Origin of the sequence: Xanthobacter albus, from assembly GCF_043194895.2 — a bacterium.
Taxonomy (GTDB): Bacteria; Pseudomonadota; Alphaproteobacteria; order Rhizobiales; family Xanthobacteraceae; genus Xanthobacter.
Genome location: NZ_CM195532.1, coordinates 795,960 through 820,222, shown reverse-complemented (window position 1 = coordinate 820,222; position 24,263 = coordinate 795,960). Strand labels below are relative to the sequence as shown.

Below are 24,263 nucleotides of genomic sequence, written 5' to 3'. Positions count from 1 at the left end.
GCGACCGCGCGGAGGGTTCCGCCCGGCCGCATCCGCGGCTATTCGGCGGCCTTCGCGTGCTGCTCGGCCAGGAGATTCTTGCAGGCGCGGGCGATCACCAGCTCCTCGTTGGTGGGGATCACCATGATGCGGGCGCGGCTGAACTCGGTGGAGATGACGCGGGCGCCCACGTCGTTCTGGTCGTGGTCGAGCTCGAGGCCGATCCAGCTCATGCCCTCGCAGATGCGGCGGCGGATCTTGCGTGAGTTCTCGCCGATGCCGCCGCAGAAGATGAGCGCGTCGAGGCCGCCCAGTGCGGCGGCGAGGCCGCCCAGCTCGCGGCGGATGCGGAACACGAAGTAGTCGATGGCCTCGTGGGCCTCCGGCACGTCGGCCGCCTCCAGGGTGCGCATGTCGTTGGAGATGCCGGACATGCCGAGCAGGCCGCTCTTATAATAGAAAAGGTCGCGGACCTCGTCGATGGTCTTCCCTTCCTGCTGCACCATGTAGAAGATCACGCCAGGATCGATCTGGCCGCAGCGGGTGCCCATGGGAAGGCCGTCGAGGGCGGTGAAGCCCATGGTGGACGCCACCGAGCGCCCGCCCAGGATGGCGCACATGGAGGCGCCGTTGCCCAGGTGCGCCACCACCACGCGCCCGTCGTGCAGGAGCGGGGCGATGCTCTTCAGCTCGCCGGTGATGTATTCGTAGCTGAGGCCGTGGAAGCCGTAGCGGCGCACGCCCTTGTCGTAATATTCGCGCGGCAGGGCGAAGACGTCGTTCACCTTGGGGTGGGCGCGGTGGAAGGCGGTGTCGAAGCACGCCACCTGCAGCGCCTCGGGGAAGGCGGCCTTGGCGGCCTCGATGCCGGCGAGGTTGTGCGGCTGGTGGATGGGCGCGAACGGCGAGAGCTCGCGCATCTCGTGCATCACCGCGTCGGTCACCACCACGGGGGCGGCGAAGTGCGGGCCGCCGTGCACCACCCGGTGGCCGACCACGCAGGCCCGCGCTTCCGGATACTGCGTGCGCAGCACGCCGAGGGCGGTGGCGAGGGCGGTGGTGTGGTCGCGCGCCTCGGTGAGCGTGAGCTCGCGGGTGATGGCGGGCGAAGCCGGGGACAGGGTGGCCTTCAGCTTCGGCTTGCCGCCGATGCTGTCGACCTGGCCCACGGCCATCAGGGTCGGCTCCACCGAGCCCTGGGCGATGTCATAGAGGCTGAACTTCAGCGAGGACGAGCCGGCGTTCAGCGTGAGGGCGACGGGACGCACCATGTCACACGCCCTCCTTTTCGGCCGCGGCCTTCTCAGCCATCAGGCGGGCCTGATGCACCACCGCCACCGCGCAGGAGGCGAGGCGCGCCTTCTCGCCGTCGGCGCGCGAGGTGAGGATGATCGGAACCTTCGCGCCCATCACGAGGCCGGCGGCCTCGGCGTGGGAAATGAAGGTGAGCTGCTTCGCCAGCATGTTGCCGGCGTCGAGGTCCGGCACCACCAGCACCTCGGCCCGGCCGGCCACCGGCGAGCGGATGCCCTTGATGCGGGCGGCGGTGATGTCCACCGCATTGTCCATGGCGAGCGGCCCGTCCACGAGGCCGCCGGTGATCTGCCCGCGCTCGGCCATCTTGGAGAGCAGCGCCGCGTCCACCGAGGAGGCGATGGCCGGGTTCACCGTCTCCACCGCCGAGAGCACGCCGACCTTGGGCGTGTCGATGCCCAGCGAGATGGCGAGGTCGATGGCGTTCTGGCAGATGTCCACCTTGGTGAGCAGGTCGGGCGCGATGTTGATGGCGGCGTCCGTCACCAGCAGGGGATGGGCGAGGCCGGGCACGTCCATGACGAAGATGTGGGTGAAGCGGCGGCCGATCCGGAGCCCGCGCTCCTTGCGCAGGGCGGCCTTCAGCAGCTCGTCCGTGTGCAGGTGGCCCTTCATGAGCACCTGGGCGCGGCCGTCGGCCACCAGATCCACGGCCTTGTTGGCGGCCGCGGCGTGTTCGGGGACATCGAAGACCTCGACGCCGTCGAGGCTCAGGCCGAGGCTCTTGGCGGCGGTCTCGATCTTGCGCGCGCTGCCCACCAGGATCGGGGTGATGAGCTTTTCCTTCATGGCCAGGAGCGCGCCGCCGAGGGAGGCGGGCTCCTCCGGCGCCACCACGGCCACCGACAGGGCCGGCAGGCTCTCGGCGCGTTCCAGCAGGGCGTCGAAGTGGCGGTGGCGCTGCACCACGAGGCCGGGCAGCTCCTGCTCCTCGTAGGTGTACTTGGCCTTGGGCGCCTGAACCACGGCCTCGCCTTCCAGCAGCAGCATGCCGTCGGCGACGCGCTTGACCTCGGTGGAGAGGCGCACCGAGCCGTCCGGGTCCTTGTCGATCACGGTCACCTTGGCGTCCAGCTCGTCGCCGGCGGAGGCGCGGGCGTGGAAGCGGAACACCTGGGTGCGGTAGAGGGTGCCGGGGCCGGGCAGCACGTTGCCCAGCACCGCGGAGATCAGCGAGCCCACCCACATGGAGGGCGCCACCACCACGTCTTCCTTGCCGTCGCCGTCGATGTCCTGGTTCGGCAGGTGCATCGGATTGTGGTTGCCGGAGACGTTGGCGAAGACGATGAGGTCGTCGGTGGTGCACGCGCGGCGCAGCTCGGCGCTATCGCCCGGCTTGAGCTCGTCGAAGGTCTTGTTTTCGCGCATCATTGCGGTGGAACCTTACCTTGGAGTGGTCCGAGAGGAAACGCTCGTTTCCGGGTCTGGCGCCGGCTGGCCGGGAAGGCGGGCGCGGCGGCGCTCAGCCGATGATGCTGTAGCCGCCGTCGATGAGGTGCACGCCGCCGGTCACGTTGGCCGCCTCGCGGCTGGCGAGGAAGGCGGCATAGGCACCCACGTCCTCGATGGTGGCGAGCAGGTGGGTGGGCGCGCGCGCGGCCGCAAGCTCCAGCAGCTCGTCGAACTCGGCGATGCCGGAGGCGGCGCGGGTCTTCAGTGGTCCGGGCGAGAGGGCATGGACCGAGATGCGCTTCTCGCCCAGCTCCGCGGCGACATAGCGCACCGAGGCTTCCAGCGCCGCCTTCACCGGGCCCATGATGTTGTAATTCTCCACCACCTTCTCGGAGCCGTAGAAGGAGACGGTCATGCAGGTGCCGCCCGCGCGCATCAGCGGCTCGGCGAGCCGCACCATGCGCAGGAACGAGTGCACCGACACGTCCATCGCCATGGCGAAGCCCTCGCGCGAGGAATCAACCACGCGCCCGTGCAGGTCCTCGCGCGGGCAGAAGGCGATGGAATGCAGCACCGTGTCGAGCCGGCCCCACCGTTCGGCGATGGTGGCGTAGACCGCCTCGAGCTGGATGTCGTCGGTCACGTCGAGGGGCAGGATCAGCTCGGCCCCGATCGATTCCGCCAGCGGCCGCACATGGTGCTCGGCCTTGTCGTTGAGATAGGTGATGGCCAAGTCCGCGCCCTGCTCGCGGAGGGCCTTCGCACAGCCCCAGGCAATGGATTGATCGTTCGCCACGCCCACGACGAGCGCCTTTTGTCCGGCCAGCGAAAACATGAGAGACCCTCTCCCGGCTGCTTTGCACGGCGCTCACGCCTAGAGCAAATCCACTGCAAATGGATGACGGCACTGCAGCATGCGCAAGTACGGAATTGTGCTTAGCACAAATCTGCCGAAAGCTTCTCCGTTTCGTGGAGCCTTCCTCCACAGCGAAGAAGAGCAGGCGCGGACGCCGCCAATACGTCGCCGCGCGGCGGGGTGCGGGAGGCGGCGCTTGCGGGGCGGTTCCGGGTCCAGTAAAAAAGCGAGCGCTCGTTCAGAAAACGGGCCGCGGCTCCACGCGGCTCCGGCGGGCGGAACGCACGGGAGGCGTCCATGGGGTTTCAGGTCTCGCTGGAAGGGCGGGCGGTGCTCGTCACCGGGGCATCGCAGGGGCTCGGGGCATATTTCGCCGAGCAGCTGGCGGCGGCGGGGGCCAAGGTGGCCCTCGGCGCCCGCAAGCAGGAGGCGTGTGCCGCGCTCGCCGGGCGCATCGTCGCCGCCGGCGGCACGGCCCTGCCGCTGGCGCTCGACGTTACCGACGCCGCGTCGGTGGTGGCCGGCGTCGCCGCGACGGTCGGCGCGTTCGGGCGGCTCGACGTGCTCGTCAACAATGCCGGCGTCACCGCCACCGTGCCGCTCATGGACATGAGCGAGGACAGCTGGGACCGCATCGTCGACACCAACCTCAAGGGCGCCTTCCTCTGCGCCCAGGGGGCGGCGCGGCAGATGGAGCGGCAGGGCGGGGGCGTCATCGTCAATGTCGCCTCCATCCTCGGCCACCGGGTGGCGGGGCAGGTGGCGGCCTATGCGGCCTCCAAGGCCGGGCTGGTGCAGCTCACCCGCTCCATGGCGCTCGAATGGGCGCGCCACGGCATCCGCGCCAACGCCTTGTGCCCCGGCTACGTGGAAACCGACATCAACCGCGCCTTCTTCGACACCGAGGCCGGGCAGGCGCTGGTGCGGCGCATCCCGAGCCGCCGGCTCGGCCGGCTGGAGGACCTCGCGGGGCCGCTCCTGTTCCTGTGTTCGGAAGCCTCCGCCTACATGAATGGCACGTCGCTGGTGGTGGATGGCGGGCATCTTGTCTCCTCCCTCTAGGCTGCGCGTCCGCCATGTTTTCGGCCGCCGCGGGGCGCCGCCGCGGTGAGTTATCCCCAGGTCTGCGCATTTTCCCATGCGAAAGGGGTTGCCAGGCCCGCGGCGGCTTGTTACATCGGCGACCTCTTCCGAGGCACCTCGGACGGGCGCATAGCTCAGTTGGTAGAGCAGCTGACTCTTAATCAGCGGGTCCTAGGTTCGAGCCCTAGTGCGCCCACCACTTCACAAAATCAATAAATCCGCGGCAGACGCGCTCAGGCGATAGCCTGAGGCGTGGGGAGTCGCCCTTCATGTCCGGCGGCCCGCCTGCCCATGAACGGCTTTGGTGCGTTGCGGAGAGCCGCCACGCCCCGCTGCCGTGCGGTGGGCGCTTCTGCGGGTGCGTGGAGCGCGCGGAATGGCGAAGCCGGGTGGCGGCGGTGCGATGTGCGGCCATGCCATCGGCCCCGGTCTTCGAGCGGCGCAAGCCACGTTTCGTCGAGACGCCGCAGGTGCTTGCGCCACGGCGATGAGCCGGGCGAGCGGACCGATGGCAGGGCGCCGTCGGGACGGGAGATATGGGCGCCGCACTGGCCTGTCCGTCGCGGCGGCGCCTTGCTCGGCAAGGCCCCGTCCTCTAAGACCCCGTTCGATTCCCTATTCCAGACGAGCGTTGAAGAGTGTCATGGCGAAAGATCTGAAGCCGAAGGCCCGCCTGCCCCGCGGCCTTGCCGACCGTACCGGCGCGGAGCTTGCCGCCACCCATGCCATGCTGGCGCGCATCCGCGCCGTCTATGCGCTCTACGGCTTCGAGGCGCTGGAGACCCCGGCGATCGAATACACCGACGCGCTCGGCAAGTTCCTGCCCGACCAGGACCGGCCCAACGCGGGCGTGTTCTCCTTCCAGGACGACGACGAGCAGTGGCTCTCCCTGCGCTACGACCTGACCGCGCCCCTCGCCCGCCACGTGGCCGAGCACTACGACGCCTTGCCCAAGCCGTTCCGCTCGCACCGCGCCGGCTACGTGTTTCGCAACGAGAAGCCCGGCCCGGGTCGCTTCCGCCAGTTCATGCAGTGCGACGCCGACATCGTGGGCGCGCCCTCCGTCGCCGCCGATGCCGAGATCTGCATGATGGCCGCCGACGCGCTGGAGGCGGTGGGCGTGCCGCGCGGCGACTATGTGATCCGCGTCAACAACCGCAAGGTGCTCGACGGCGTCATGGAGGCCATTGGCCTCGGCGGCGAGGAGAATGCCGCGCGCCGGCTCACCGTGCTGCGCGCCATCGACAAGTTCGACAAGTTCGGCGTCGAGGGCGTGCGCCTGCTGCTCGGCGCCGGCCGCAAGGATGAAAGTGGCGACTTCACCAAGGGCGCCGGGCTCGATGACCGCCAGAGCGCCGTGGTGCTCGCCATGCTCACCGGCGAGGGCGTTTCCGCCGATGCCGACGGGGTGAAGGTGGAGCTTTCCGGCGACGTGGCGCTCGCGGCCGCCCTCGCCAGCAACGCCGCCTTCCTCGCCGGCATGGAGGAGCTGAACCTCATCCGCGCCCTGGTGGCCGCCGCCGGCTACCAGGACCGCGTGAAGATCGACCCCTCCGTGGTGCGCGGGCTCGAATACTATACCGGCCCCGTCTACGAGGCCGAGCTGACCTTCGAGATCAAGGACGAGGACGGCCGTCCGGTGCGCTTCGGCTCGGTGGCCGGCGGCGGGCGCTACGACGGCCTCGTGGCCCGTTTCCGGGGCGAGACGGTGCCGGCCACGGGCTTCTCCATCGGCGTGTCGCGCCTGCTCTCCGCCCTCGCCTTCCTCGGCAAGATGGACGGCGAGGCGGAGCTGGGCCCGGTGGTGGTGCTGGTGATGGACAAGGAGCCGGCGCGCATCGCCGACTACATGAAGATGGTGTCGGACCTGCGCGCCAACGGCATTCGCGCCGAGATGTACCAGGGCGGCGGCGGCATGAAGGCGCAGATGAAGTATGCCGACAAGCGCGGCGCCCCCGCGGTGGTGATCCAGGGCTCCAACGAAAAGGCGGCGGGCGAGGTCCAGATCAAGGACCTGGTGGAGGGCGCGCGGATCGCCGCCTCCATCGCCGACAATGCCGAATACCGCGCCGCCCGCCCCGCCCAGCTCGCGGTGAAGGAGACGGAGCTGGTGGCCGCCATCCGCGACATCCTGGAACGCCGCGCCGCCCCGACCCTCGGCCTCGACGACTGAGGCCGGCACGGCGCCTCGCCCCACGCGCCGGCGGGCAGGGCTCCGGGGCGGAGCCTGTGCCGGCGCGCATGCTGAAAACGATGCGCAAACCCATGCCAGAGCCGTTGCGCGCTGACCTTTGAGTGTGCGGGGCGGGGGAGCATGCGAAGGGCGCACCTCGGCCGCAGCATGCCGAGGCGCCACCTCGGCGTTGTCCCGGACCTGGATCAATCAGGACGCGGGAGTCCGCCGTCAGGGGCGTTCCCGCACGGCGACCGCACTCAGAATGCGGGCCGACTCCCGGGAGCGCCCCAGGGCGGTTGCCTCGGCAGAACTTACTTCTCGTCGAAATTGGAGTGCTGGCGGAGAGGGGGTCCGACCTACTTCATGCCGCAGACATCCCTGCATTCCCGCAAACGTACAGAAAATATATGAGAGTCAGTGGATTATAGCACTTGGCGTTTGTCGGCGTTCCGTGTCGTCCGCTACAATCCCGGCTCAGCGCTGGGGCAGATGCTGGGGCAGCGGGATGGGGCGTGAAACCAAGCGACTGAATGCACGGATGGTGGCGACCCTGACCACGCCCGGACGCCATGCCGATGGTGGCAACCTCTACCTGTCCATCTCCACCAATGGCGGTCGGCGGTGGATCTTCCTGTTCCGATGGGATGGCCGGCAGCTGGAAATGGGGCTTGGCTCGGCGCGCGATGTCTCCCTCGCGCGGGCGCGGGAGTTGGCGGATGCGGCCAGGGCGAAGCTGGCGGAGGGCGTCAATCCCTTGCAGTTGAAGCGGAGCGAGCGGGTCATTCCCACGTTCGGCGAGGCAGCGGACGCCCTGGTGAACGACATCGCCCCCGGCTTCCGGAATACCAAGCACCTCGAACAGTGGCGTATGACCCTGACGGAGTATGCCGCCCCGCTGCGGTCCAAGTCGGTTGCAGAGATCACCACCGAGGATGTGCTCTCGGTGCTGAAGCCCATCTGGACCACCAAGAGCGAGACAGCTTCCCGGTTGCGCGGACGCATTGAGCGCGTCCTGGATGCGGCCAAGGCCAGAGGCGACCGGTCGGGCGAAAATCCCGCCCGTTGGCGTGGCCATCTCGACAGCCTCCTGCCCAAACGCCAGAAGCTCCAGCGCGGTCACCACGCCGCTATGGCCTATTCGGCGGTGCCCGCCTTCATGACGCGATTGCACGCCCTCGCGGGTTCATCGAGCCTTGCGCTTGAGTTCCTGATCCTGACCACCGCGCGCTCCGGGGAAATCCGAGAGGCCGTTTGGTCGGAGATTGATCTCGACACCAGGGTCTGGTCGGTTCCGGCGCACCGCATGAAGGCCGGGCGGGCTCACCGTGTGCCCCTGTCCGAATCCGCCCTGGATGTGCTGCGGCGCGCGAAGGAGCTTCAGGAGAACCCTGAGGGCGACGCCTTCATCTTTCCCGGAGGAAAGCCGGGCAAGGCGCTGTCGGTGATGGCGCTGGACATGCTGCTGCGGCGGCTCAAGGTCGAGGACACGGTGCATGGCTTCCGCTCGTCCTTTCGGGACTGGGCGGGCGAGGAGACGCCCTTTCCACGCGAGGTGGCGGAGGCGGCACTCGCCCACACCGTCGGTGACGCCGTGGAGCGCGCCTACCGACGTGCGGATGCGCTCGAGAAACGGCGCCAGTTGATGCAGGCATGGGCGACCTTCCTGGCGCAAAAGCCCGGCACTTCGGAACCGGCGATCGCGGCAGACGGTGACATCGAAGCATGATGGGCGAGCGGGGCCATCCACTGGCCCGCTTCCAGCACCGGCTTTCTCGGTCCGCATGAATCGAGGGCATCGGTCCTGCGATAGCGGCACCGATTTGCAGAACCCACGTGACCCGCCCGACCTGCGACCGGAATTGACGTGGCGCCGGTGTATAAGTTCAACCCACGAGAGAAACGCGGGTGACCGCCGGGTCGGTAACATCCTGGCGTGCAGCAGGACATGGGGGGCGCATGAGCGGGTTTCGCAGACTGACGGGCTTTGAAAAGACCGAGTATTACGAGACGCGGGGTCGGCGCGCCTCAGCTGGTGTCGCCCCACGCGATCGGCATCTAGAAATTCGGCCCGATGCAACGTCCCAACTCGTGACCAAGCTTCCGCAACGCTATGCCACGGCGCCAAGAGCGACATTCCCCACCAGCGGCTTGGATTGAAGCCCCGTGCGGCGCCGGTGAAGAGGCGTGTGTCCCGCTCTCCCGGCCATGTGCTGCGGTTTTTCCAATTGATTTTCAGAAGGCATAGATCATGGCGGCGTATAACGGCACGGATGCGAACGAGACCCTCTCGGGCGGCAGCGGAAACGATACCATCTCCGGCCTGGGGGGCTCCGACACCGTCCTCGGCTATGCTGGCGACGATACGCTGGATGGCGGCGCTGGGAATGACTGGGTCGAGGGCCAAGCGGGCAACGATGTCGTCAATGGTGGCGACGGCAATGACAGCCTCTATGGCGGCGGTGGCAACGACATCCTGGACGGTGGCGCTGGCGACGATGCGCTGGATGGCGGCGCCGGTAGCGACGTCCTGAGCGGCGGCGCCGGAAACGACATCCTCAGCGGCTCCTTTGGCAACGATACCCTCACCGGTGGCGCTGGACGTGACATATTTGTATTCAATACAGCTATCGGATCTATCGGAGAAGCCGATATCATCACCGATTTTTCTGTTCGGGATGACACGATCCAACTGGACAATTACATCTTCTCTGCTCTCTCCAGCACCGGAACCTTGAGCGCCGACAAGTTCTACATTGGCTCGGCTGCCCATGATGCCAGCGACCGGATCATCTACGATTCCCGTACCGGCGCTCTTCTCTATGATGCGGACGGCTCGGGTTCCGGGGCCGCAATCCAGTTCGCCACGCTCTCGACCGGCCTTGCGCTGACGAACGCGGACTTCGTCGTGACGGGAACCAACGCGGTCCACAGCCTCTATGGCACGAGCGGCAACGACACCCTCACGGGCGACGGGAGCCCCGACAGCATCTACGGCTATGCCGGCAATGACCGCCTCGCCGGCGGCGCCGGCAACGACACCATCGACGGCGGGACCGGCAACGACACGCTGGACGGGGGGGCCGGGATCGACTCGCTGATCGGGGGCACCGGCAACGACATCTATGTGGTGGATTCCTACGGGGATGTCGTGGTCGAAGCCACAGGTGGCGGAACTGACACGGTGCGCACGGCGCTTGTCGGCTATACCCTTGGCGCCAATGTGGAAAACCTGACCTATACCGGGGCCTCGGCCTTCACCGGAACCGGCAATGCCTTGGACAACACCATCACCGGCGGCAAAGGCAACGACAACCTGACGGGAGCCGACGGCAAGGACCACCTGCTGGGCGGCGATGGCGATGACTGGCTCTATGGAGACTGGTCGTCCAGCATTGGTGCCGACGACCGGCTCGATGGCGGTGCCGGAAACGACAATCTGGTGGGCGCGGGCGGCAACGACACACTGAACGGCGACGATGGCAATGATAGCCTGAATGGCGGCACGGGCAACGACGCCCTCAATGGTGGCGCCGGCAATGACACCTTGGACGGCGGGACCGGAAACGACACCCTGAACGGGGGCACGGGCAACGACACCCTGATCGGAGCTGACGGCAAGGACCACCTGCTCGGCGGCGATGGCAATGACTGGCTCTATGGGGACTGGGAGGCCGACATCGGCGCCGATGATCGGCTCGATGGCGGTGCCGGGAAAGACAATCTGGTGGGCGCGGGCGGCAACGACACGCTGAACGGCGATGACGGTGACGATGCCCTGAACGGCGGTGCGGGCAACGACACCCTCAATGGCGGCACCGGTAACGACGCGATGGAGGGTGGCGCCGGCAACGACACCTATGTGGTGGACAGCGCCAAGGACAAGGTGGTGGAGACCTCCGGCGCGGGTACCGACCTCGTGAAGTCCTCGGTCTCTCACACCCTGGCTGCAAACGTCGAGAGGCTGACGCTGACGGGCACGGCGGCGATCAGCGGTGTGGGCAACACCGGGGCCAACGTCATCACCGGGAATGGCGGGGCCAACACGCTGAAGGGCGGGGCCGGAAACGACAAGCTCTATGGCGGCGCCGGAGTGGACACCCTCGTCGGGGGCAGCGGCGCCGACATCTTCGTCTATACCGCGCTCTCCGACTCCACCGTGAAGAGTTCCGATACGATCTCCGACTTCTCCGCCACGGCGAAGGACAAGATTGATCTGTCCGCCCTCGACGCCCGGAGCGCGACGAAGGAGAACGACGCCTTTGTCTATATCGGCACGCGGGCCTTCTCGGGCACGGCGGGGCAGTTGCGCTTCGCAGGCGGCGTGCTTCAGGCCGATGTGAACGGGGACAGAACCGCCGACCTCTCCGTCAAGCTCACGGGGGTGTCGTCACTCGCGGCGGGCAACATCGTTCTGTAAGGGCGAAGGGGGCGGTGCCTTCGCACCGCCTTCAGCCCCTTGCGTCAGCACGGTTTCCGATGAGGTCGAGCGGATCGCAGCCGCGTTTGCGGCTCCCGATCTGTTGAAGCCACACAGCTCGTCTCACGCCCCATTCGACCTGTGACCGGAATTGACGTAGCGCGGGTGTATAAGTTCAACCCACGAGAGAAACGCAGACATCTGCCGGGCGGAGCGTCCGGCACGCCACATGACGGGGTCGCATGAGCTGGTTTCGCACACTGACGGGCTTTGAAGAGGGTGGGTATCAGGACACAAAGGACCGGCTTGAGGTCCGTGACGGTCGCCTGCACTCGCGTGCCAATGGCCGCTCCTTCGGCATCGGCACGCTGGAGCTGGTGTCGCTGGACGAGCTGCGGCGCCGCGCTGGGGTGCCGGGCGACACGGGCGGCCTGAAGGTGGATTTCATCCAGGCAGATGCCCGGAGATTGCATCGGCGGCAGGAGAGCGCCGGGGCGCTGTTCCAGGTGGCGTCCCAGTTCAACCTCTTGGAGATGATGGATTACCGCGTCACCCCCGAGGATGGCGTCGCCGGTTACGAAGGTGACCCCACCCAGGGGCCAGCCTGCGCCATAGCAGCCGGCGCGGCCACCATCTTCCGCAACTATTTCGCCCCCGTGGCCGGCGGCATCGGCCAGACCCGCGATCGGCAGCTCGACGGGTTGGCGGACCTCGGCGCCCGGCTCGGCACGCTGACCGGCCGCCCCGTGAGCGAGCTGTGGGAGATGCGCAACGGCTATGCCCTGTGCACGAAGGACGGCCTCGCCGCCATCGACGCGGCCGTGGCGGGTCTCGACGCCGAAGGGTTGGACACCCTGCGTGGCCTGCTGCGGATCGGGGTCCATGCCGATGTGGAGGTGACGGATGAGCCCGAGACGCCGGGCCAGAACGTGACGCAGGCTTTCTGCTCGGCGCTGCCGGTGAGCTACCAGCCCAGCGTGCCCAAGGCCCTTTGGATCACTTTCGCCCGGCTTGTGCTGGAGGCCGCCTATGAGGCGACGCTGCTTTCAGCCCTGGAGAACCTCGCGCGCGGCGCTTCGCAACGCGTGTACCTGACCCGGCTCGGAGGCGGGGCCTTCGGCAATGACGACCGCTGGATCAACGACGCCATCTTGCGCGCCCTGGAGCTGGCGCGGGCGTGGCCCCTCGACGTGCGCATCGTGGTGCGGGACCTCGGCGGGGTCGAAGGGCTGCGGTCCAACCTCCAGGCGCGGGGGCTGGCTTCATAGCACGACGACAGAAGGTACTCCCGTCCATCGCCGCAACCGTTCCGCCGTTTCCAGGATGTCCCGCATGTCCGCCAAGAAGATCGTGGTCTATTACCGCACACGCCCCGGCGAGCCCGTGGCCTCGGCGGCGGCGCTGGATGAGCAGAAAGCCGCCGTCGCGGCCGATCTCGCACAGCGCGATGTCACTGTCGTCGGTGAGTTCTGCGAAACGGATGACGGCGGGCTGGTGCGTCCGGCCCTGGCGGCGGCGCAACGGGCCTGCAATGCGGACGGCGCGACCTTGCTCATCGCCAGCGTCGAGGCTATCGGCCGGGGGAACCCGTTCGTGCCGAATATCTCCAGCGTGCCGGTGGAGTTCCTCCCGCGCACGCCTGAGCCGCCCGGCAGCTTCATCCGCTGTCCGGTGGGTCGTGGCGAGCAGGTGGCCTTATGGCTGCGGCGGCACGGGGATGATAGGCGCCTCTCCGTCTGCCTTGCCAATCCGGGGGCGGCGCCACTGACCGAGATCGAGAGGGGGTCAGCCGGCTTCACCGCGAAGCTTCCCGATCCCGAGACAGGCGGGCCGCTCACAACCTCGGTTTCGACCGGGAGCTTTCCAAGCCTTCCCGCCGGCCACTGCCTGGTCGTCGATACCTACGATCCCCTGGCAGATGGCGATGACGTCACCTCCTACGAGGTGAGCTTCAATGATCACCACGGTCAACGCCGCACGGGACGGATCTATGTGGACTCCGGAGGACCCAAGCGCTTCTGGATGCCGCTTTAGATGACCGCTCAAGCGGGACTTTCCCGGGCCCCGGCCGCCACGCCATCTCACTCGGCCGGCACGTCGCGCACCTGCCGGAGCAGGCCCAAGGGGTCGACGCCGATGGCTTCGGCCAAAGCGAGGAACTCGATCACGTCGATGCGGCGCTCGTTGCGTTCGATGTCGGCCACATAGGATTGCGGACGGCCCAGCCGCTCGGCCACGGCCGCCTGGGTGAGGCCGGCCGTCTTGCGGGCCTCGATCACCAATTGGCGCAGGCAGGCATAGCGGGGCTGGCGCAGGTCACGCGGCACATCGAGCTTCCGATCCCCAGCGGGGTTTCAACGGGAGCCGGTCAGTTAATCGACTTTTCGGATAATCGAGATTTCAGATAAAATGCCGCATTGTGCCTCCACTCACTCGCCCTCAAGTTGCGGCGCCGCGACGTCAGGCACGGGCGGGCGGAAGGCGGAACGGAAAGGGCGGATTCATCTCATGGCCACCAAGGACGGGACCTCCACGGACGATAGTCGCTTCAGCAAGGTCAGGGTCGCCCTGGACCTGGCGCTGTACCTGGCATCGACCACCAGCGGCCGGACCATCGATGACATCCAGCAGGAATACGGGCTGTCCCGCCGCACCGCCGAGCGCATGCGTGATCTGGTGGAGGACGTCTTCGGCGAGCTGGAGCGCCCACCAGACCACGAGTCCGGCGGCAAGAAAGTCCGCTATCGCCTGCCGCTGCCCAAAGGCTTCAGCTTCCTCACCATGCCCACGGCGGAAGAGCTGGCGGAGCTGACCAATCTCGCCGAGGCCATGCAGGCCCGCGATCCTGCGCGGGCCACCTTGCTCCGCAGTCTCCAGCGGAAGATCGGCGCGGCCCTGCTGCCGAAGGAGGCATTGCGCCTTGACCCGGATATCGAGGCCCATCTGAGCACGGAAGTGTGGGCCCATGTGCCCGGCCCCGCGCAGCTCTGCCGGCCCGAGGTGCTGAAAACCATTCGCCACGCCCTTCTAGCCGAGCGCGCGGTGGAGGTCCGTTACCGCAAGATCGGGGAGGAAGAGCCGCACCTCTATCGCCTCGTGCCGTTCGGCCTCATCCTGGGCACGCGCCATTATATCGTTTCGGGTTTTCTTGACCGGCCGAAGCCCCATCTGCTGCGGCTTGACCGCATCGACCATGTCACCGAGCTGGACGAGCCCGGCCGCCGGCCGGAAGGGTTCGACCTGCGGGCCTACGCGGACCGTTCCTTTGGCTTCTTCCAGGAAGAGCCGGAGCGCATCGAGCTGCTGTTCGCTCCCGCCGCTGCCGCCGAGGCCCGCAGCACCGCCTTCCACCCGACGCAGGAGATGCGAGAGCTGGAAGACGGGCGCCTTCAGGTGACCTTAGAGGCGGGTGGTCTCATGGAGCTGGCGCATTTTCTGGCCCCCTGGCGTGACCATGTGGAGGCGGTGCGGCCGGAACGTCTGCGCAGCTTGCTGTCACAAACTGAGCGTGCAACCTGAATACAGGGTGCGCCCTGGGGGCGTAACGGCATCGAACAGCAACGAGGTCACAATGTCGGTTTTTCCAAAGCGTGCCTCCCTGATCGCACTCGCACTGTTCTCCTTGTTGCTCCCAGCAAGCGTGTCGGCGCAGATCGTCGTCCCGGACGTGGAAAGATGGACCGACAAAGAGTGCAGGTGGCTGCATCGGCAGGCTCTGGACGCGTGCAAGAACCTCACCGACTGCACCGACACCAGCGATATGTCCATGTCGACGCAGCGGGGATTGAGCGCGCTGGATAACATCTTCACGGTTCGCGATCGTCAGAACTTTGATGGAATCTGCCTTAAGGTTTGTGAGACCAAGAAAATCCCCACTTACTCGGCGTTCAATAAGGAGTTTTGCACCACCGTGAAGTCCCGGTAGTGCATGGCATCGCCGCGACCGGCGACCGCCCTCGGCACTTCATCTTCTGAGCTGCGTGAGTAGCTTCCCGCTTGCGTCGTCACCGCGCCAGGCAGTGCCGAAGGCAGAAAGTCTTCTGCCGAAGCCGTTGCTCCTCACGCTGAGCAAGCATCGTGAATGCAAAGCCGCCCTTTTGCTCTTCGCAAGGGTACCGACACGTTCCGCGACATCACAGAGGTCCCAGAATGGCATCGCATCCGAGGATCGCACGACCCATGGCCTTCGCTCTCCCGGCCCTGGCTGTCCTGGCCATTGGCTTCATCAGCCCGGCTTTTGCGCAGAAGGGGCCGTTGGCGCAGATCCGGCCCGGTCTTTATTCCTTTGGTGAATATGGGGGCTGCGACGATTCCGACGGGATGGATCACCTCTACATCGACAAAACGGAACTGCACCAATACGAAAATCACTGCAAGATCCGGTCGGTGCAGCCCCTTTCCGCCTCCTATATCCTGAAGATGGAGTGCGAGAGCGAAGGCGAGTTCTCACCGCGCATCTATGAGCTCACGCCGCAGCCTCCCGATATGTTGATCGTGAGGACGCGGGATAGCGACACGGCAGCATCCGGGGCCGGTGATCCCACGACCTATCATTTCTGCCCGGCGGGCAGCCACGGGACGGCGGCGAAGTGAAGCATCGCGGGTTCCCCTTTCTCCTGCTCGCTCTGCCGTGGCCACCCGCGTCGATACCAAGGAATAGCCCCGCGCCTCACGGTGCCCTGTGCGCCGCCTTCCACCCTTACTCGCGACCGCGCGGGAGCCCTTCATGATGACCTCGAAGCAACAGACTGGCATCGGCTCTGCCCCTTCCGACCCCGCTGATGCTATTCCCTGCGTTGGCATCTTCTGGTTCGTGATGCAGGCGGGCCGCCCCGAGCTTTTCACCTGCCGCACACCGTGGCCGGAGGCGGAGGACTATGGCGACTTCAAAACCGAGGCGATGGCCCATTACGATTTCTGGCCGAGGCTGCGGAAGAGGCTGAAGCTCATGGGCGAATATGAAGACTGGCCGCGCGGGCGCGTCGTCTATCATGTGCGCGATGAAGTCTTCACCGCCTATATCGACCGGCAGTTGGCCGGCGATGGCTTCCGTGCAGCGATCCTCGAAGCTTTCCGCCTGCCACCCGAGCGAACCCGCTTCGCCTTCGATGCCCATTACAGCGGCGCGAAATTCAAGGTCTCGGGCCAGCCCGCCAGCTCCGGCGCATCTTGAGCTTCAGGCTGGTTCGAGCGTCCATAAGATGATGGGAAAATATCGAATTTCAACGCCCTCAACGAAGAAAGAACTTCGTGCGCGCTGGGCGAGCTATGGCGCAGCTCAAACAGCACGCAGGCTGGCCGAGGACAAGACCGCCCGGCGCAAGCTGCAAGCCATTGAGTTCACTCGCACGCGACCGCAGTCTGCGAATGACTGGCAGGCGGTGCGCCAGGTCAAGATCGCCAAAGAAAGGCGCTGAAATGTCTTTGCCCCGACTTCCCGTAGATCCTGCGGAGGAAGATGATGAGGCTGAGCGTGTTATTATTGAACAGATTCAAGCCAAGCAGCGGCGGAGGGCGGCACTCCGGCAGGCCGGCACCCCAGAGGTGGGCCTCTTCTGGGTCATCAACACTTTGGGCAAATTCAGGCTCCTGTCAAGATCAACCCCCTGGCCAGAAGCCCAGCAAATGATGGAATACTGGGTTCAGGAACATTCCCATATAGAAGAGTGGCCTGGGTATAAACTTAAGTACGAACTGGAAGGCGATTGGGCGGATTGGCCGCGTGGCCGCGTGCTTTATCACGAGCCTACGCATCAGTTCACAGTGTACGCCGACGTACAGCTCCTGACACTATACTACAGGCACCATCTTCTACGAGAGTTATCTCTGCCGCCTGATGCGACGACGTTCTTACCGGACCCGCACTACGACGCAAAATTTCAGATTCCACCGACTTTGGGCCCATCCAACGAGGACCCAGCCGTCTGACCGCTGCCCGCCCACTGCCGCGCACAGATTCAAGCTCTCTCAGAGAAAGGCCTCTAGATGACCTTCACAGGACTCCCGACGACCCCCGACGAGGAAAAGTCGTTGCGCTCCGTCATCGCCAGTTTCCACGAAAATGCGCTTCATAAGGCCTCCCTTCGTGAAGCGGAGGTGCCTCAGGTCGCCATGTTCTGGGTGACCAGGGTATTCGGCAGGTTTGTGCTCTTGTCTCTGGCTACACCCTGGCTAGAAGCCCAGCAGACAATGCATTACTGGAATGAGCCAACAGAGCATATTAAAGCGTGGCCCTCTTATAAAAAATCTCTCTACCTGGAAGGGGCCTGGAATGATTGGCCGCGCGGTCGGGTTGTGTACGATCAAAACCGTGGAGCATTCACGGTCTTTGTTGATCCTCAGCTCCTGACACCGTACTGCGAGCAGCGTATCCTGCAGGAATTCTACCTGCCGCTGGCAGCCACGGAATTCAAGACAGATCTCTCTTTCTACAACGCGCCGCTTCAGATTCCACCGACTTTGGGCACATCCAACGAGGACCCAGCCGTCTGACCGCCCCCACCCGAGCGGGCCCGCTTCGGCTTCGGTGCCCATTCTGGTGACGCGAGGTTCAAGGCATCGGGGCGGCCCGCCCGCTCCAGTTCATCTTAAGCTTCCAGCCGATTTTGGCCTCCGTAACACATTGGAAAGAGACAAGATTTCTCATGGACTTCTGCAAAGAGAGGTCCCTGCGCATGCGCCACGAGCTCCAGCTCAGGCCTGCAGACGTGTCGTCAAGAACCACGAGATCGATAAGGATGGCGAACGATATGACCCTCTCCTGGCCCGTGCGCATCATCGACTTCGAGGCGAGTTCCCTGGAGGAGGGCAGCTATCCCATCGAGGTGGGCGTGGCCGTGTGGCCTCGGAAGGACGCTCCCATCACCGTCTGGTCCACTCTGATCCGGCCCACCGACGATTGGCGCAGCTTTGGTCATTGGAGCCTGGCTTCACGCCGGGTCCATGGCATCGCCATGAGCGAGCTTTCGGCCGGCATGGCCGCGCAGGATGTCGCGGCTGCGCTCAATGAGAGGCTGGGCAGTGGTCTCGTCTGGTGCGACGGCGGACCCTATGATGCCTATTGGCTGCGCACCCTGTTCAGCGTCAGCAACCTGAAGCCGAGCTTTGCACTTGGCAATTGGTCCGCCCTTCTGCTCGGTCTGCCCGAAGCGCACCGCGAGGGTGCCATGGCCGCGCTGGAGGCAGCACCGCCCCGGCACCGGGCTGGGGCGGACGCAGAGCAGCTCATGCGGGCGCTGGAAGCGGGGATTGCCGCAACCGCGTAAGCTGCGGAACTATAGCTTGATGTCGCTGGGCTTCCCATAAGCCTGAATCGCAATATTCTTGTCCTTGAACTCTTCGACAAGGATCGCCTTTAGCTTCTTCCAGGCCCCGTCACGCTGGTCCTTGTCGAATCCATACACAATCAGATGCACGTCGGGGGATGGAGAGAGTGTGAGGGGCGCGCCCTCCGCCACCTTGCGCACCACTTCTGAAACCGTGCGGGCGCCACCGCTCATCTCGGCAATGGAGACGAGATTGCGGGCAATGGTCTGATAGGTTTCGATGACAACTGCTCTGCTCTGAATCAGCCGTTTCACGTACCTATCGATCTGCGTGACGACATTCTTCTCCCCGGATGTGCTCAGTTCCGGGTTGCCCAGCACCTTGGCCTCCCAAAACACCAGCTTCACGCCTGCATCGGTCTCGTTGAAGGTGGCGATGTCGATGCGGGGTGCGCTGCGGCTGCCCGGCTCGGCGGGGAAGGCGATCTCCACATCCACTACGTTGGGATTGGCATTGACGATGGCCTGAACGCCCGCCTTTTCGTCCCCAGCAAACAGAGCGGCCGCTTTCTTCAGCTTGGGCAGCGTCTCGCCGGGCACATAGGTACGGGTCAGGGCATCGAGGCCGTCCAGCGCGAACGCGCCGGTCTCGGTGTCGAGCGCCACCTGGCCGGAAAGGTCGGGATCGAGCAGATACTTCGGATGGGTGGTGGCGATGATGCGGTCATGCTTCATCTCCACCTTGAAGATGGACTGCCCGCGCCAATAGACGTTGAGATAGTCGTCCCGCACGCCGATGACGAGGCTCTTGTCGTGGAGCACATCCCGCCACCAGCCGGGTTGCTTCGCCAGCTCGGCCAAAGCCTCGATCATGCCATCCTTGCGAATGCCACGCTTGAACTCAGCCATTCACACCTCCCACCATTCGCCGTCGCGCCGCACGACGACATTCTCGAACAAAGACGGGAACCGATCCGCCTCGAAGGTGTGGATCGGCACCAGGGCCTGCGGCGCGATGGCGCCGGCGAGCCGCTTCAGATCGGGGATGGCCGCATGGCCCGAGGTGTGGATGACCTCGAAGCCGATGCCCTGCGCCTTCAGCGCCGCGAGGAGGGCGGCCGTCTTCTCATCTTTCAGATAGCCTGCCCATTGCGACCAGACGGCGTGGGCGCCAGCCAGGCACTGAGCCTTCACGAGGTCATCGAGCAGGCTGCCCCGGAACAGCACGACGTATCGTTCAGGGTGCGCGGCGAGGTCCTCCGGGAACACCCGGCCGGCCTTGTGGCGCTCGATCAGGTCGAAGCGCTCGGCCTTCTTCACCTTCACCCGCTGGTGCCAGGGCGTGAACAGCGCCACCTCCGACCAGGAGGTTTGCGGGATGGTGTCCTTCCCGGTGGCGTGCAGCATCTCGGCCGCGTAGAGGTCCACCATCAGCGTGCGGCCGTTGCGCTTGGCGGCGCGGAAGATCGTCACCACCCGGTCGATGTTCTGCGCCGAGGCAGCCACCAGCACCATGCCAGGCGTACGGCCGATGACCTCCGTCAGCTCCGTCTCGATCTCGGCCTCGGTGGGAAAGCGCACCTCTTCATCGAGCCGGCCGAGGCTGGAGCCCTCCATCAGCATCACGTGGATGTCCTTGGGCGGGCGGTTCACCAGCCGATCGAACAGGGCGCCCTTGCGGCCGTGGCTGCGGATGTCCCCGGAATAGAACAGCCGCCGCCCGCCCGCCTCCACCGTGAGGGCATAGGCATCGAAGGCGGAATGATCCACCAGATGGGGCGTGACGGTGAAGGGACCAATGGCGAGCGGCCGGCCATCCTCAAGATGGACCGTCGCCTGCAGCGCCGGCACGTCCTTGATGAAGAAGGACGAAGCGGCGAGGATGCGCTCGGTTCCCGCCCCCATGAAGACCTGAGGCGCCCCGGTCGCGTGGCCGAGCAGCCCCCAATGGTCGCGGTGGCCGTGGGAGAGCACGACCCCGAGCAAGGACGGATCAGGCGCGGCAAGACCCGCCACCTCCGGCAGCACGACAGGGGCATCGGGCTCAGCATCGAGCGGCAGGCCGCAGTCAAGCAGCAGGCGCTGCCCCTCGGCCTCCAGCTCCACCGCCGTCCCGCCGATCTCCTTCGTCCCGCGATGAATGCGTACACGCATGAGCGGGCCTCAGAGCTGGGCAGCGGCAAGAACCGCCGCGTCCGTCCGCCCACCCCGCCATCGTCCTGTCGCGCGCATGTTCCGCCCCCTATCAACACGTGGGTCGGAACGGTTACCACACACCTACGTCAATCCTGGGCGTAGCAGGATGATTTCCGGCGCCTGCGCACGCAAAAAGTGTGATTGGGCAGCTGGCCGGGATCAAATCCCGCTGCGCCCCTGCTGGCGCGGTTGCAGTGGTATTTGAGAACAGCGTTCGTGCATGCAATTCGACAGTGAATGCTGCGAAATAATCCGAGTCATTTTTAGCTCTCACCTGTTGAAAGAGCCCGGCCCCTTCAATGGTGACGATCTCCGGCCCTCAGCGCCTCTCCCATGGCTGCACTTGCCAGGAACAAGCCGAGGACAAGAGCACCAGCAAGCATCAAGACAACAGCGATCATGCTCATGAATGTTCCTCCTCTGACGGGAAGCCGATCTGGGGATGATGCCCCCATGCCACGTCATTTTCGGTCGTTGCTTTCTCGCCCCGCAGCCAGAGCGCGATGGGAGGGTCGCTCCCGCGAAAAATGACGGCGATCCACCGCCTCAGCGGGCCGGACACGCGAAAAGCGCGATCCGGCCGTTGATCGGCGCCGCCGGGGCAAAGATGTGCATTTCCAGTTCCAGGGTTGCGTCGGACGTGCGGACGAAGGTGAGAAGCCCTTCGCTGCCTTTGGTCTCGCCAATGTCGCAGGTCATCACCCGCTCCTCGCCGCCATAGAAGGTCCGTGTCGTCTTCGTGCGGCAGGCGAGCTTGTTGAAGGCGAACCCCTCGAAGTTCACGACGCCGCTATGCTGCGTGTCGCCGCACCCTGCCGGATTGTCGGCCCAGCGGCCGTAGGTCACGCCCTGCTGCGCGGAGGCCTCGGCCGTACAGAGCACTACTAAAATACCTAAAACTGTCGCTGATCGCAGAATTCGCGCCACGCTGGCCTCCGCTCCTGCTGCACTCCCAAGCAGGTGCAGCCCAGCGGGAGCGTAATCGCCAGCTTCGTCAGAACCGGGCGCGCCAATTTTTATCCGCCTGCGATGAGTCAGCGGAAAAGCCGCTTCTATATGGGCCAGTGCCACATCAACGGAGATCGCGATGGCACAGGCAGACGGGCACGGCGCCCTTTCCATTCTTGAGTTCTGCAAGTGGGCCGGCATCGGCCGCACCTTAGCCTACAAGGAAATCGAGTGCGGCAAGCTCCGCATCAAGAAGGTGGGCCGGCGCACCCTCATCACCATGGATGCGGCGCGCAATTGGCTGGACGCCCTGCCCAGCGGCGCCGGGTGAGTGCGCCGGATAGGCCAGCCATCACGCCACCCCATCTTCGACCCACGCGGAGAGTTTCTCCCATGAACATTGAAGACGCCCAGGCCGCCGAACTTGCGGCCTATTACCGCGAGGTGACGGACGCGGAAGACTTCATCGAAGTGATGCTCTGCCTCAACATTCCATTCACTGCGGACGAGGACTTCACCGAGTTCCAGGTGCAGGACCTCACTTATTATCCCGGAGTCGGCCGCATCCTCCGTGAGGGCGACGGACTGCTGGCCGCACGGGGTCTTGACGCCGTCCTCGGGCTCCTTGGGCGCAGCCGCGCTGAGATTCCACCCATGCCGGAGTTTAATCCGGGGCCGTGGGGACCCTTCGGGCCGCCGAAGGCCGCCTGAACCACCCCTCACCCGCCACAACACCATCAGCCTCCGCTGCCGTTCAACCCGGCACGGAGGCTTTTGTTTTGCTCGTCCGGCCGGTGAACGGCACCCCGGCAAACGAGGCGCAGGTCGGCGCTACTCAAACGCGGCCTCGCGCACCATATTCGCAATACCCCCCTGCGATGACGATCCCCCTGCCGTCCATCTCCTCTCCCCTCTCCCTCTCCCTCTCCCTCTCTCCTGACCATCTGCCCCAGATCACCCATGCCCTGGTGCGCTCCGCCACCACCTCGGCAGCAGGAGGAGAAAACCAAGATGAGCAGAAGCATTTTCCCCAGCGACGCCCCGCTGCCCGATGACCCGCCCCGGATGGCTCATGCCATCCATCGCCTGAACGCCCTCGGCATCTGCTTCGAGCGCAAGACCGCCTATCAGCTCAAAATCGACGAATGGAATTTCTATCCCGGCCGGGGCACCATCGTCCGTGACGGCCACCCCGCTGCCGAGCCGGACCGTGGCCTCGCCGCCTTGCTGGCGCGCATAGGGTGGGACGGCCAAGCCAACGCCGCCCCAAATCGCGTTTAAGCCACGCGCGATGCACATAACTTCCTGTTTCTACAGTGCTTTTCGAGTTCGATTTCCGTGAAGACGAAACGGAGGCTCCATACTCAACAAGTTCTCGAATACGGAGCCTCCGTTTCTGGCCGGGCGGACTACTTTTAGTTGAAGGCAGCTCTGCCGCTATTGCCGCGTCTACGCATCTCACAGCCGTTTTCATCGCATCCCGGCACCGGCACCGGCACCGCTGGCAGTGCAGCCAATGCTTGCCAAAGGATATGTCGATGATTGCCAGAAGACATGAGGTACCCGCACTCGGCGCATGTCTGGACGAAAGCACGCCGCCAGCGTTCCGCAGCTGACAGGTCTGGCTGCGGAACGCTGTGGTCCTTATGCCTGCATCAATAGACGCAATGCCATCGATATGGCTCAAGTCGTCAATTGTGTCTAAATTAGATCCATTGAATTGAGCGCCTTGATCGTTTCGTTAAGCAGCACATTCCGCTCGCGCTTCCCGCGAATGTACTCTATATCCGTATATCTGTATTCATCAAACACATTACTAATACGGAACGGCGCTTTATAACCGGCGTGGCCCTGCGCTTTCTTGCACATCGCGCGCGCGATGTGCACCCTCTTCATGGGGATGCGACCCGTTTCCCGGCGCCAAACACCCGCAAGCTTGTTGGTGTTAAGCGTCTCCGAACCCTCTCTCTTTGCCTCGCTTTTCATCAGCTTTGGGTCAAGGCCTTTCATGCAATACTGAAACCAGCGCCACTGGCTATGTATTGCATCCTCCTTGTGAAATCGCACAAAAATAAGCTTATCCGGGCCACCGCAATTGCTGAGCTCATCTTCGACATTCTGCCACCAGCGATGGAACGCGACCCTGTATTTTTCCGGAACATGAAACGCCAAATGCGTATGATAGCCGATCTTTCGCTCATTTTCATGGACTGCATAGTAGCAAGTCCTGAACTTTCGGTGCGTCACAAATTTACGAAACCGCCCCAGAAGGAGCTCAAGGGCCCGCGTGACAGCCTCCGGCTTTGTAATACCAGCAAGCTGCCAGGCGATCGTCATTTCGACATTCAGCACTTCACCCATATAGTTCGCAAACAGGATGCTCTCATACAGGCGGTGCAGTTCATTGCGGTTGATGTAGCGGGTCGATCGCACCAGTTTCCTGCGCCAAGCCATATCGCCGCTCGCTTTGTCTACGCGAATGGCGGATGCAAATGGCCCCATGAACTGCCCACTGGACTGGGTAGAAAGTTGCGGGAGGAGATCGGCGGAGGAGAACGAATCGAAGGACATGAAAGCGCCTCACAGGAGGTTGACGAAGGCGCCCGGAATTTGCCGGACAATAAATATAGAGTTTTG

General features: G+C 65.0%; 24 protein-coding genes and 1 tRNA gene. 17 read left to right on the top strand and 8 right to left on the bottom strand.

Features of this window, described 5'->3' with window-relative positions:
• Positions 1-38 precede the first annotated feature (38 nt).
• From V5F75_RS03630 to fabI, 3 genes are all read right to left on the bottom strand, one after another.
• Positions 39-1,250 (bottom strand): acetate/propionate family kinase, encoded by a 1,212-nt coding sequence (locus tag V5F75_RS03630; protein WP_394033133.1) that lies wholly within the window; start codon positions 1,248-1,250, stop codon positions 39-41.
• Position 1,251: 1 nt separating this feature from the next.
• The gene (locus V5F75_RS03625; protein WP_394033132.1) at positions 1,252-2,664 is read right to left on the bottom strand and encodes a bifunctional enoyl-CoA hydratase/phosphate acetyltransferase; all 1,413 of its coding nucleotides are present in this window, start codon (positions 2,662-2,664) and stop codon (positions 1,252-1,254) included.
• A 91-nt stretch (positions 2,665-2,755) separates the two neighbouring features.
• Positions 2,756-3,520, bottom strand: coding sequence for an enoyl-ACP reductase FabI (fabI, locus tag V5F75_RS03620; protein ID WP_394033131.1), 765 nt, complete (start codon positions 3,518-3,520; stop codon positions 2,756-2,758).
• A 318-nt stretch (positions 3,521-3,838) separates the two neighbouring features.
• Between fabI and V5F75_RS03615 the strand changes: the two genes are divergently transcribed.
• From V5F75_RS03615 to V5F75_RS03585, 7 genes are all read left to right on the top strand, one after another.
• A complete protein-coding gene (locus V5F75_RS03615) occupies positions 3,839-4,603 on the top strand; it encodes an SDR family NAD(P)-dependent oxidoreductase (protein ID WP_394033130.1) in 765 nt (254 codons plus the stop codon).
• A gap of 144 nt (positions 4,604-4,747) precedes the next feature.
• Positions 4,748-4,823, top strand: a tRNA-Lys gene (locus V5F75_RS03610).
• A gap of 444 nt (positions 4,824-5,267) precedes the next feature.
• Positions 5,268-6,797: a histidine--tRNA ligase gene (gene hisS, locus V5F75_RS03605; protein WP_394033129.1), complete on the top strand. Its 1,530-nt coding sequence runs from the start codon at positions 5,268-5,270 to the stop codon at positions 6,795-6,797.
• A 541-nt stretch (positions 6,798-7,338) separates the two neighbouring features.
• Positions 7,339-8,526 carry a tyrosine-type recombinase/integrase gene (locus V5F75_RS03600; protein ID WP_394033128.1) on the top strand — a complete coding sequence of 396 codons (1,188 nt, stop codon included), beginning with the start codon at positions 7,339-7,341 and terminating at the stop codon, positions 8,524-8,526.
• Positions 8,527-9,048: 522 nt separating this feature from the next.
• Positions 9,049-11,217: a calcium-binding protein gene (locus tag V5F75_RS03595; protein ID WP_394033127.1), complete on the top strand. Its 2,169-nt coding sequence runs from the start codon at positions 9,049-9,051 to the stop codon at positions 11,215-11,217.
• 242 nt (positions 11,218-11,459) lie between these two features.
• Positions 11,460-12,485: a hypothetical protein gene (locus V5F75_RS03590; protein ID WP_394033126.1), complete on the top strand. Its 1,026-nt coding sequence runs from the start codon at positions 11,460-11,462 to the stop codon at positions 12,483-12,485.
• 64 nt (positions 12,486-12,549) lie between these two features.
• The gene (locus V5F75_RS03585; protein WP_394033125.1) at positions 12,550-13,251 is read left to right on the top strand and encodes a hypothetical protein; all 702 of its coding nucleotides are present in this window, start codon (positions 12,550-12,552) and stop codon (positions 13,249-13,251) included.
• 47 nt (positions 13,252-13,298) lie between these two features.
• Here V5F75_RS03585 and V5F75_RS03580 read toward each other — a convergent pair whose 3' ends face one another.
• Positions 13,299-13,544 carry a helix-turn-helix domain-containing protein gene (locus V5F75_RS03580; RefSeq protein ID WP_234050711.1) on the bottom strand — a complete coding sequence of 82 codons (246 nt, stop codon included), beginning with the start codon at positions 13,542-13,544 and terminating at the stop codon, positions 13,299-13,301.
• 181 nt (positions 13,545-13,725) lie between these two features.
• Here V5F75_RS03580 and V5F75_RS03575 point away from each other — a divergent pair, with 181 nt between their 5' ends.
• The 7 genes from V5F75_RS03575 to V5F75_RS03545 all read left to right on the top strand — a co-directional run bounded on the left by V5F75_RS03575 (position 13,726) and on the right by V5F75_RS03545 (position 18,482).
• Entirely contained in the window at positions 13,726-14,736 is a 1,011-nt protein-coding gene (locus V5F75_RS03575) for a helix-turn-helix transcriptional regulator (protein ID WP_394033124.1), read from the top strand.
• A 52-nt stretch (positions 14,737-14,788) separates the two neighbouring features.
• On the top strand, positions 14,789-15,142 hold the full coding sequence (locus V5F75_RS03570; RefSeq protein ID WP_394033123.1) for a hypothetical protein: 354 nt from the start codon (positions 14,789-14,791) through the stop codon (positions 15,140-15,142).
• A gap of 254 nt (positions 15,143-15,396) precedes the next feature.
• Positions 15,397-15,810 (top strand): hypothetical protein, encoded by a 414-nt coding sequence (locus V5F75_RS03565; protein ID WP_394033122.1) that lies wholly within the window; start codon positions 15,397-15,399, stop codon positions 15,808-15,810.
• 133 nt (positions 15,811-15,943) lie between these two features.
• Positions 15,944-16,390, top strand: a complete 447-nt coding sequence (locus V5F75_RS03560) for a hypothetical protein (RefSeq protein ID WP_394033121.1) — start codon at positions 15,944-15,946, stop codon at positions 16,388-16,390.
• 28 nt (positions 16,391-16,418) lie between these two features.
• A complete protein-coding gene (locus tag V5F75_RS03555; RefSeq protein WP_394033120.1) occupies positions 16,419-16,634 on the top strand; it encodes a hypothetical protein in 216 nt (71 codons plus the stop codon).
• A gap of 568 nt (positions 16,635-17,202) precedes the next feature.
• Positions 17,203-17,709 (top strand): hypothetical protein, encoded by a 507-nt coding sequence (locus V5F75_RS03550; protein WP_394033119.1) that lies wholly within the window; start codon positions 17,203-17,205, stop codon positions 17,707-17,709.
• Positions 17,710-17,954: 245 nt separating this feature from the next.
• On the top strand, positions 17,955-18,482 hold the full coding sequence (locus V5F75_RS03545) for a hypothetical protein (protein WP_394040904.1): 528 nt from the start codon (positions 17,955-17,957) through the stop codon (positions 18,480-18,482).
• Between the two features lie 9 nt (positions 18,483-18,491).
• Here the strand turns inward: V5F75_RS03545 and V5F75_RS03540 are convergent, their stop codons facing one another.
• The 3 genes from V5F75_RS03540 to V5F75_RS03530 all read right to left on the bottom strand — a co-directional run bounded on the left by V5F75_RS03540 (position 18,492) and on the right by V5F75_RS03530 (position 21,605).
• Positions 18,492-19,391, bottom strand: a complete 900-nt coding sequence (locus V5F75_RS03540; RefSeq protein WP_394033117.1) for a hypothetical protein — start codon at positions 19,389-19,391, stop codon at positions 18,492-18,494.
• Positions 19,392-20,636 (bottom strand): MBL fold metallo-hydrolase, encoded by a 1,245-nt coding sequence (locus tag V5F75_RS03535; RefSeq protein WP_394033116.1) that lies wholly within the window; start codon positions 20,634-20,636, stop codon positions 19,392-19,394.
• Between the two features lie 588 nt (positions 20,637-21,224).
• Complete coding sequence (locus V5F75_RS03530; RefSeq protein WP_394033115.1) at positions 21,225-21,605, bottom strand: hypothetical protein; 381 nt, start codon at positions 21,603-21,605, stop codon at positions 21,225-21,227.
• A 160-nt stretch (positions 21,606-21,765) separates the two neighbouring features.
• On the opposite strand from V5F75_RS03530, the gene V5F75_RS03525 reads away from it, so the two are divergent.
• The 3 genes from V5F75_RS03525 (at position 21,766) to V5F75_RS03515 (ending at position 22,907) form a co-directional block, all read left to right on the top strand.
• Positions 21,766-21,957: a DNA-binding protein gene (locus V5F75_RS03525; protein WP_238123355.1), complete on the top strand. Its 192-nt coding sequence runs from the start codon at positions 21,766-21,768 to the stop codon at positions 21,955-21,957.
• 62 nt (positions 21,958-22,019) lie between these two features.
• Positions 22,020-22,337, top strand: a complete 318-nt coding sequence (locus V5F75_RS03520; protein ID WP_394033114.1) for a hypothetical protein — start codon at positions 22,020-22,022, stop codon at positions 22,335-22,337.
• A gap of 354 nt (positions 22,338-22,691) precedes the next feature.
• Complete coding sequence (locus V5F75_RS03515; protein WP_394040902.1) at positions 22,692-22,907, top strand: hypothetical protein; 216 nt, start codon at positions 22,692-22,694, stop codon at positions 22,905-22,907.
• A gap of 420 nt (positions 22,908-23,327) precedes the next feature.
• Here V5F75_RS03515 and V5F75_RS03510 read toward each other — a convergent pair whose 3' ends face one another.
• Complete coding sequence (locus V5F75_RS03510; protein ID WP_394033112.1) at positions 23,328-24,197, bottom strand: hypothetical protein; 870 nt, start codon at positions 24,195-24,197, stop codon at positions 23,328-23,330.
• Between the last annotated feature and the right edge of the window lie 66 nt (positions 24,198-24,263).

Bases quoted from the DNA above. Each gene is read 5' to 3' on its own strand.
- V5F75_RS03595 (WP_394033127.1), top strand. From the start codon at position 9,049: ATGGCGGCGTATAACGGCACGGATGCGAACGAGACCCTCTCGGGCGGC.
- V5F75_RS03555 (WP_394033120.1), top strand. From the start codon at position 16,419: ATGATGGGAAAATATCGAATTTCAACGCCCTCAACGAAGAAAGAACTT.
- V5F75_RS03625 (WP_394033132.1), bottom strand. From the start codon at position 2,664: ATGATGCGCGAAAACAAGACCTTCGACGAGCTCAAGCCGGGCGATAGC.
- V5F75_RS03550 (WP_394033119.1), top strand. From the start codon at position 17,203: ATGACCTTCACAGGACTCCCGACGACCCCCGACGAGGAAAAGTCGTTG.
- V5F75_RS03510 (WP_394033112.1), bottom strand. From the start codon at position 24,197: ATGTCCTTCGATTCGTTCTCCTCCGCCGATCTCCTCCCGCAACTTTCT.
- V5F75_RS03525 (WP_238123355.1), top strand. From the start codon at position 21,766: ATGGCACAGGCAGACGGGCACGGCGCCCTTTCCATTCTTGAGTTCTGC.
- V5F75_RS03570 (WP_394033123.1), top strand. From the start codon at position 14,789: ATGTCGGTTTTTCCAAAGCGTGCCTCCCTGATCGCACTCGCACTGTTC.
- V5F75_RS03515 (WP_394040902.1), top strand. From the start codon at position 22,692: ATGGCTCATGCCATCCATCGCCTGAACGCCCTCGGCATCTGCTTCGAG.
- V5F75_RS03600 (WP_394033128.1), top strand. From the start codon at position 7,339: ATGGTGGCGACCCTGACCACGCCCGGACGCCATGCCGATGGTGGCAAC.
- V5F75_RS03520 (WP_394033114.1), top strand. From the start codon at position 22,020: ATGAACATTGAAGACGCCCAGGCCGCCGAACTTGCGGCCTATTACCGC.
- V5F75_RS03630 (WP_394033133.1), bottom strand. From the start codon at position 1,250: ATGGTGCGTCCCGTCGCCCTCACGCTGAACGCCGGCTCGTCCTCGCTG.
- V5F75_RS03545 (WP_394040904.1), top strand. From the start codon at position 17,955: ATGGCGAACGATATGACCCTCTCCTGGCCCGTGCGCATCATCGACTTC.
- V5F75_RS03535 (WP_394033116.1), bottom strand. From the start codon at position 20,636: ATGCGTGTACGCATTCATCGCGGGACGAAGGAGATCGGCGGGACGGCG.
- V5F75_RS03540 (WP_394033117.1), bottom strand. From the start codon at position 19,391: ATGGCTGAGTTCAAGCGTGGCATTCGCAAGGATGGCATGATCGAGGCT.
- V5F75_RS03615 (WP_394033130.1), top strand. From the start codon at position 3,839: ATGGGGTTTCAGGTCTCGCTGGAAGGGCGGGCGGTGCTCGTCACCGGG.
- V5F75_RS03585 (WP_394033125.1), top strand. From the start codon at position 12,550: ATGTCCGCCAAGAAGATCGTGGTCTATTACCGCACACGCCCCGGCGAG.
- V5F75_RS03575 (WP_394033124.1), top strand. From the start codon at position 13,726: ATGGCCACCAAGGACGGGACCTCCACGGACGATAGTCGCTTCAGCAAG.
- V5F75_RS03590 (WP_394033126.1), top strand. From the start codon at position 11,460: ATGAGCTGGTTTCGCACACTGACGGGCTTTGAAGAGGGTGGGTATCAG.
- V5F75_RS03565 (WP_394033122.1), top strand. From the start codon at position 15,397: ATGGCCTTCGCTCTCCCGGCCCTGGCTGTCCTGGCCATTGGCTTCATC.
- fabI (WP_394033131.1), bottom strand. From the start codon at position 3,520: ATGTTTTCGCTGGCCGGACAAAAGGCGCTCGTCGTGGGCGTGGCGAAC.
- V5F75_RS03560 (WP_394033121.1), top strand. From the start codon at position 15,944: ATGATGACCTCGAAGCAACAGACTGGCATCGGCTCTGCCCCTTCCGAC.
- hisS (WP_394033129.1), top strand. From the start codon at position 5,268: ATGGCGAAAGATCTGAAGCCGAAGGCCCGCCTGCCCCGCGGCCTTGCC.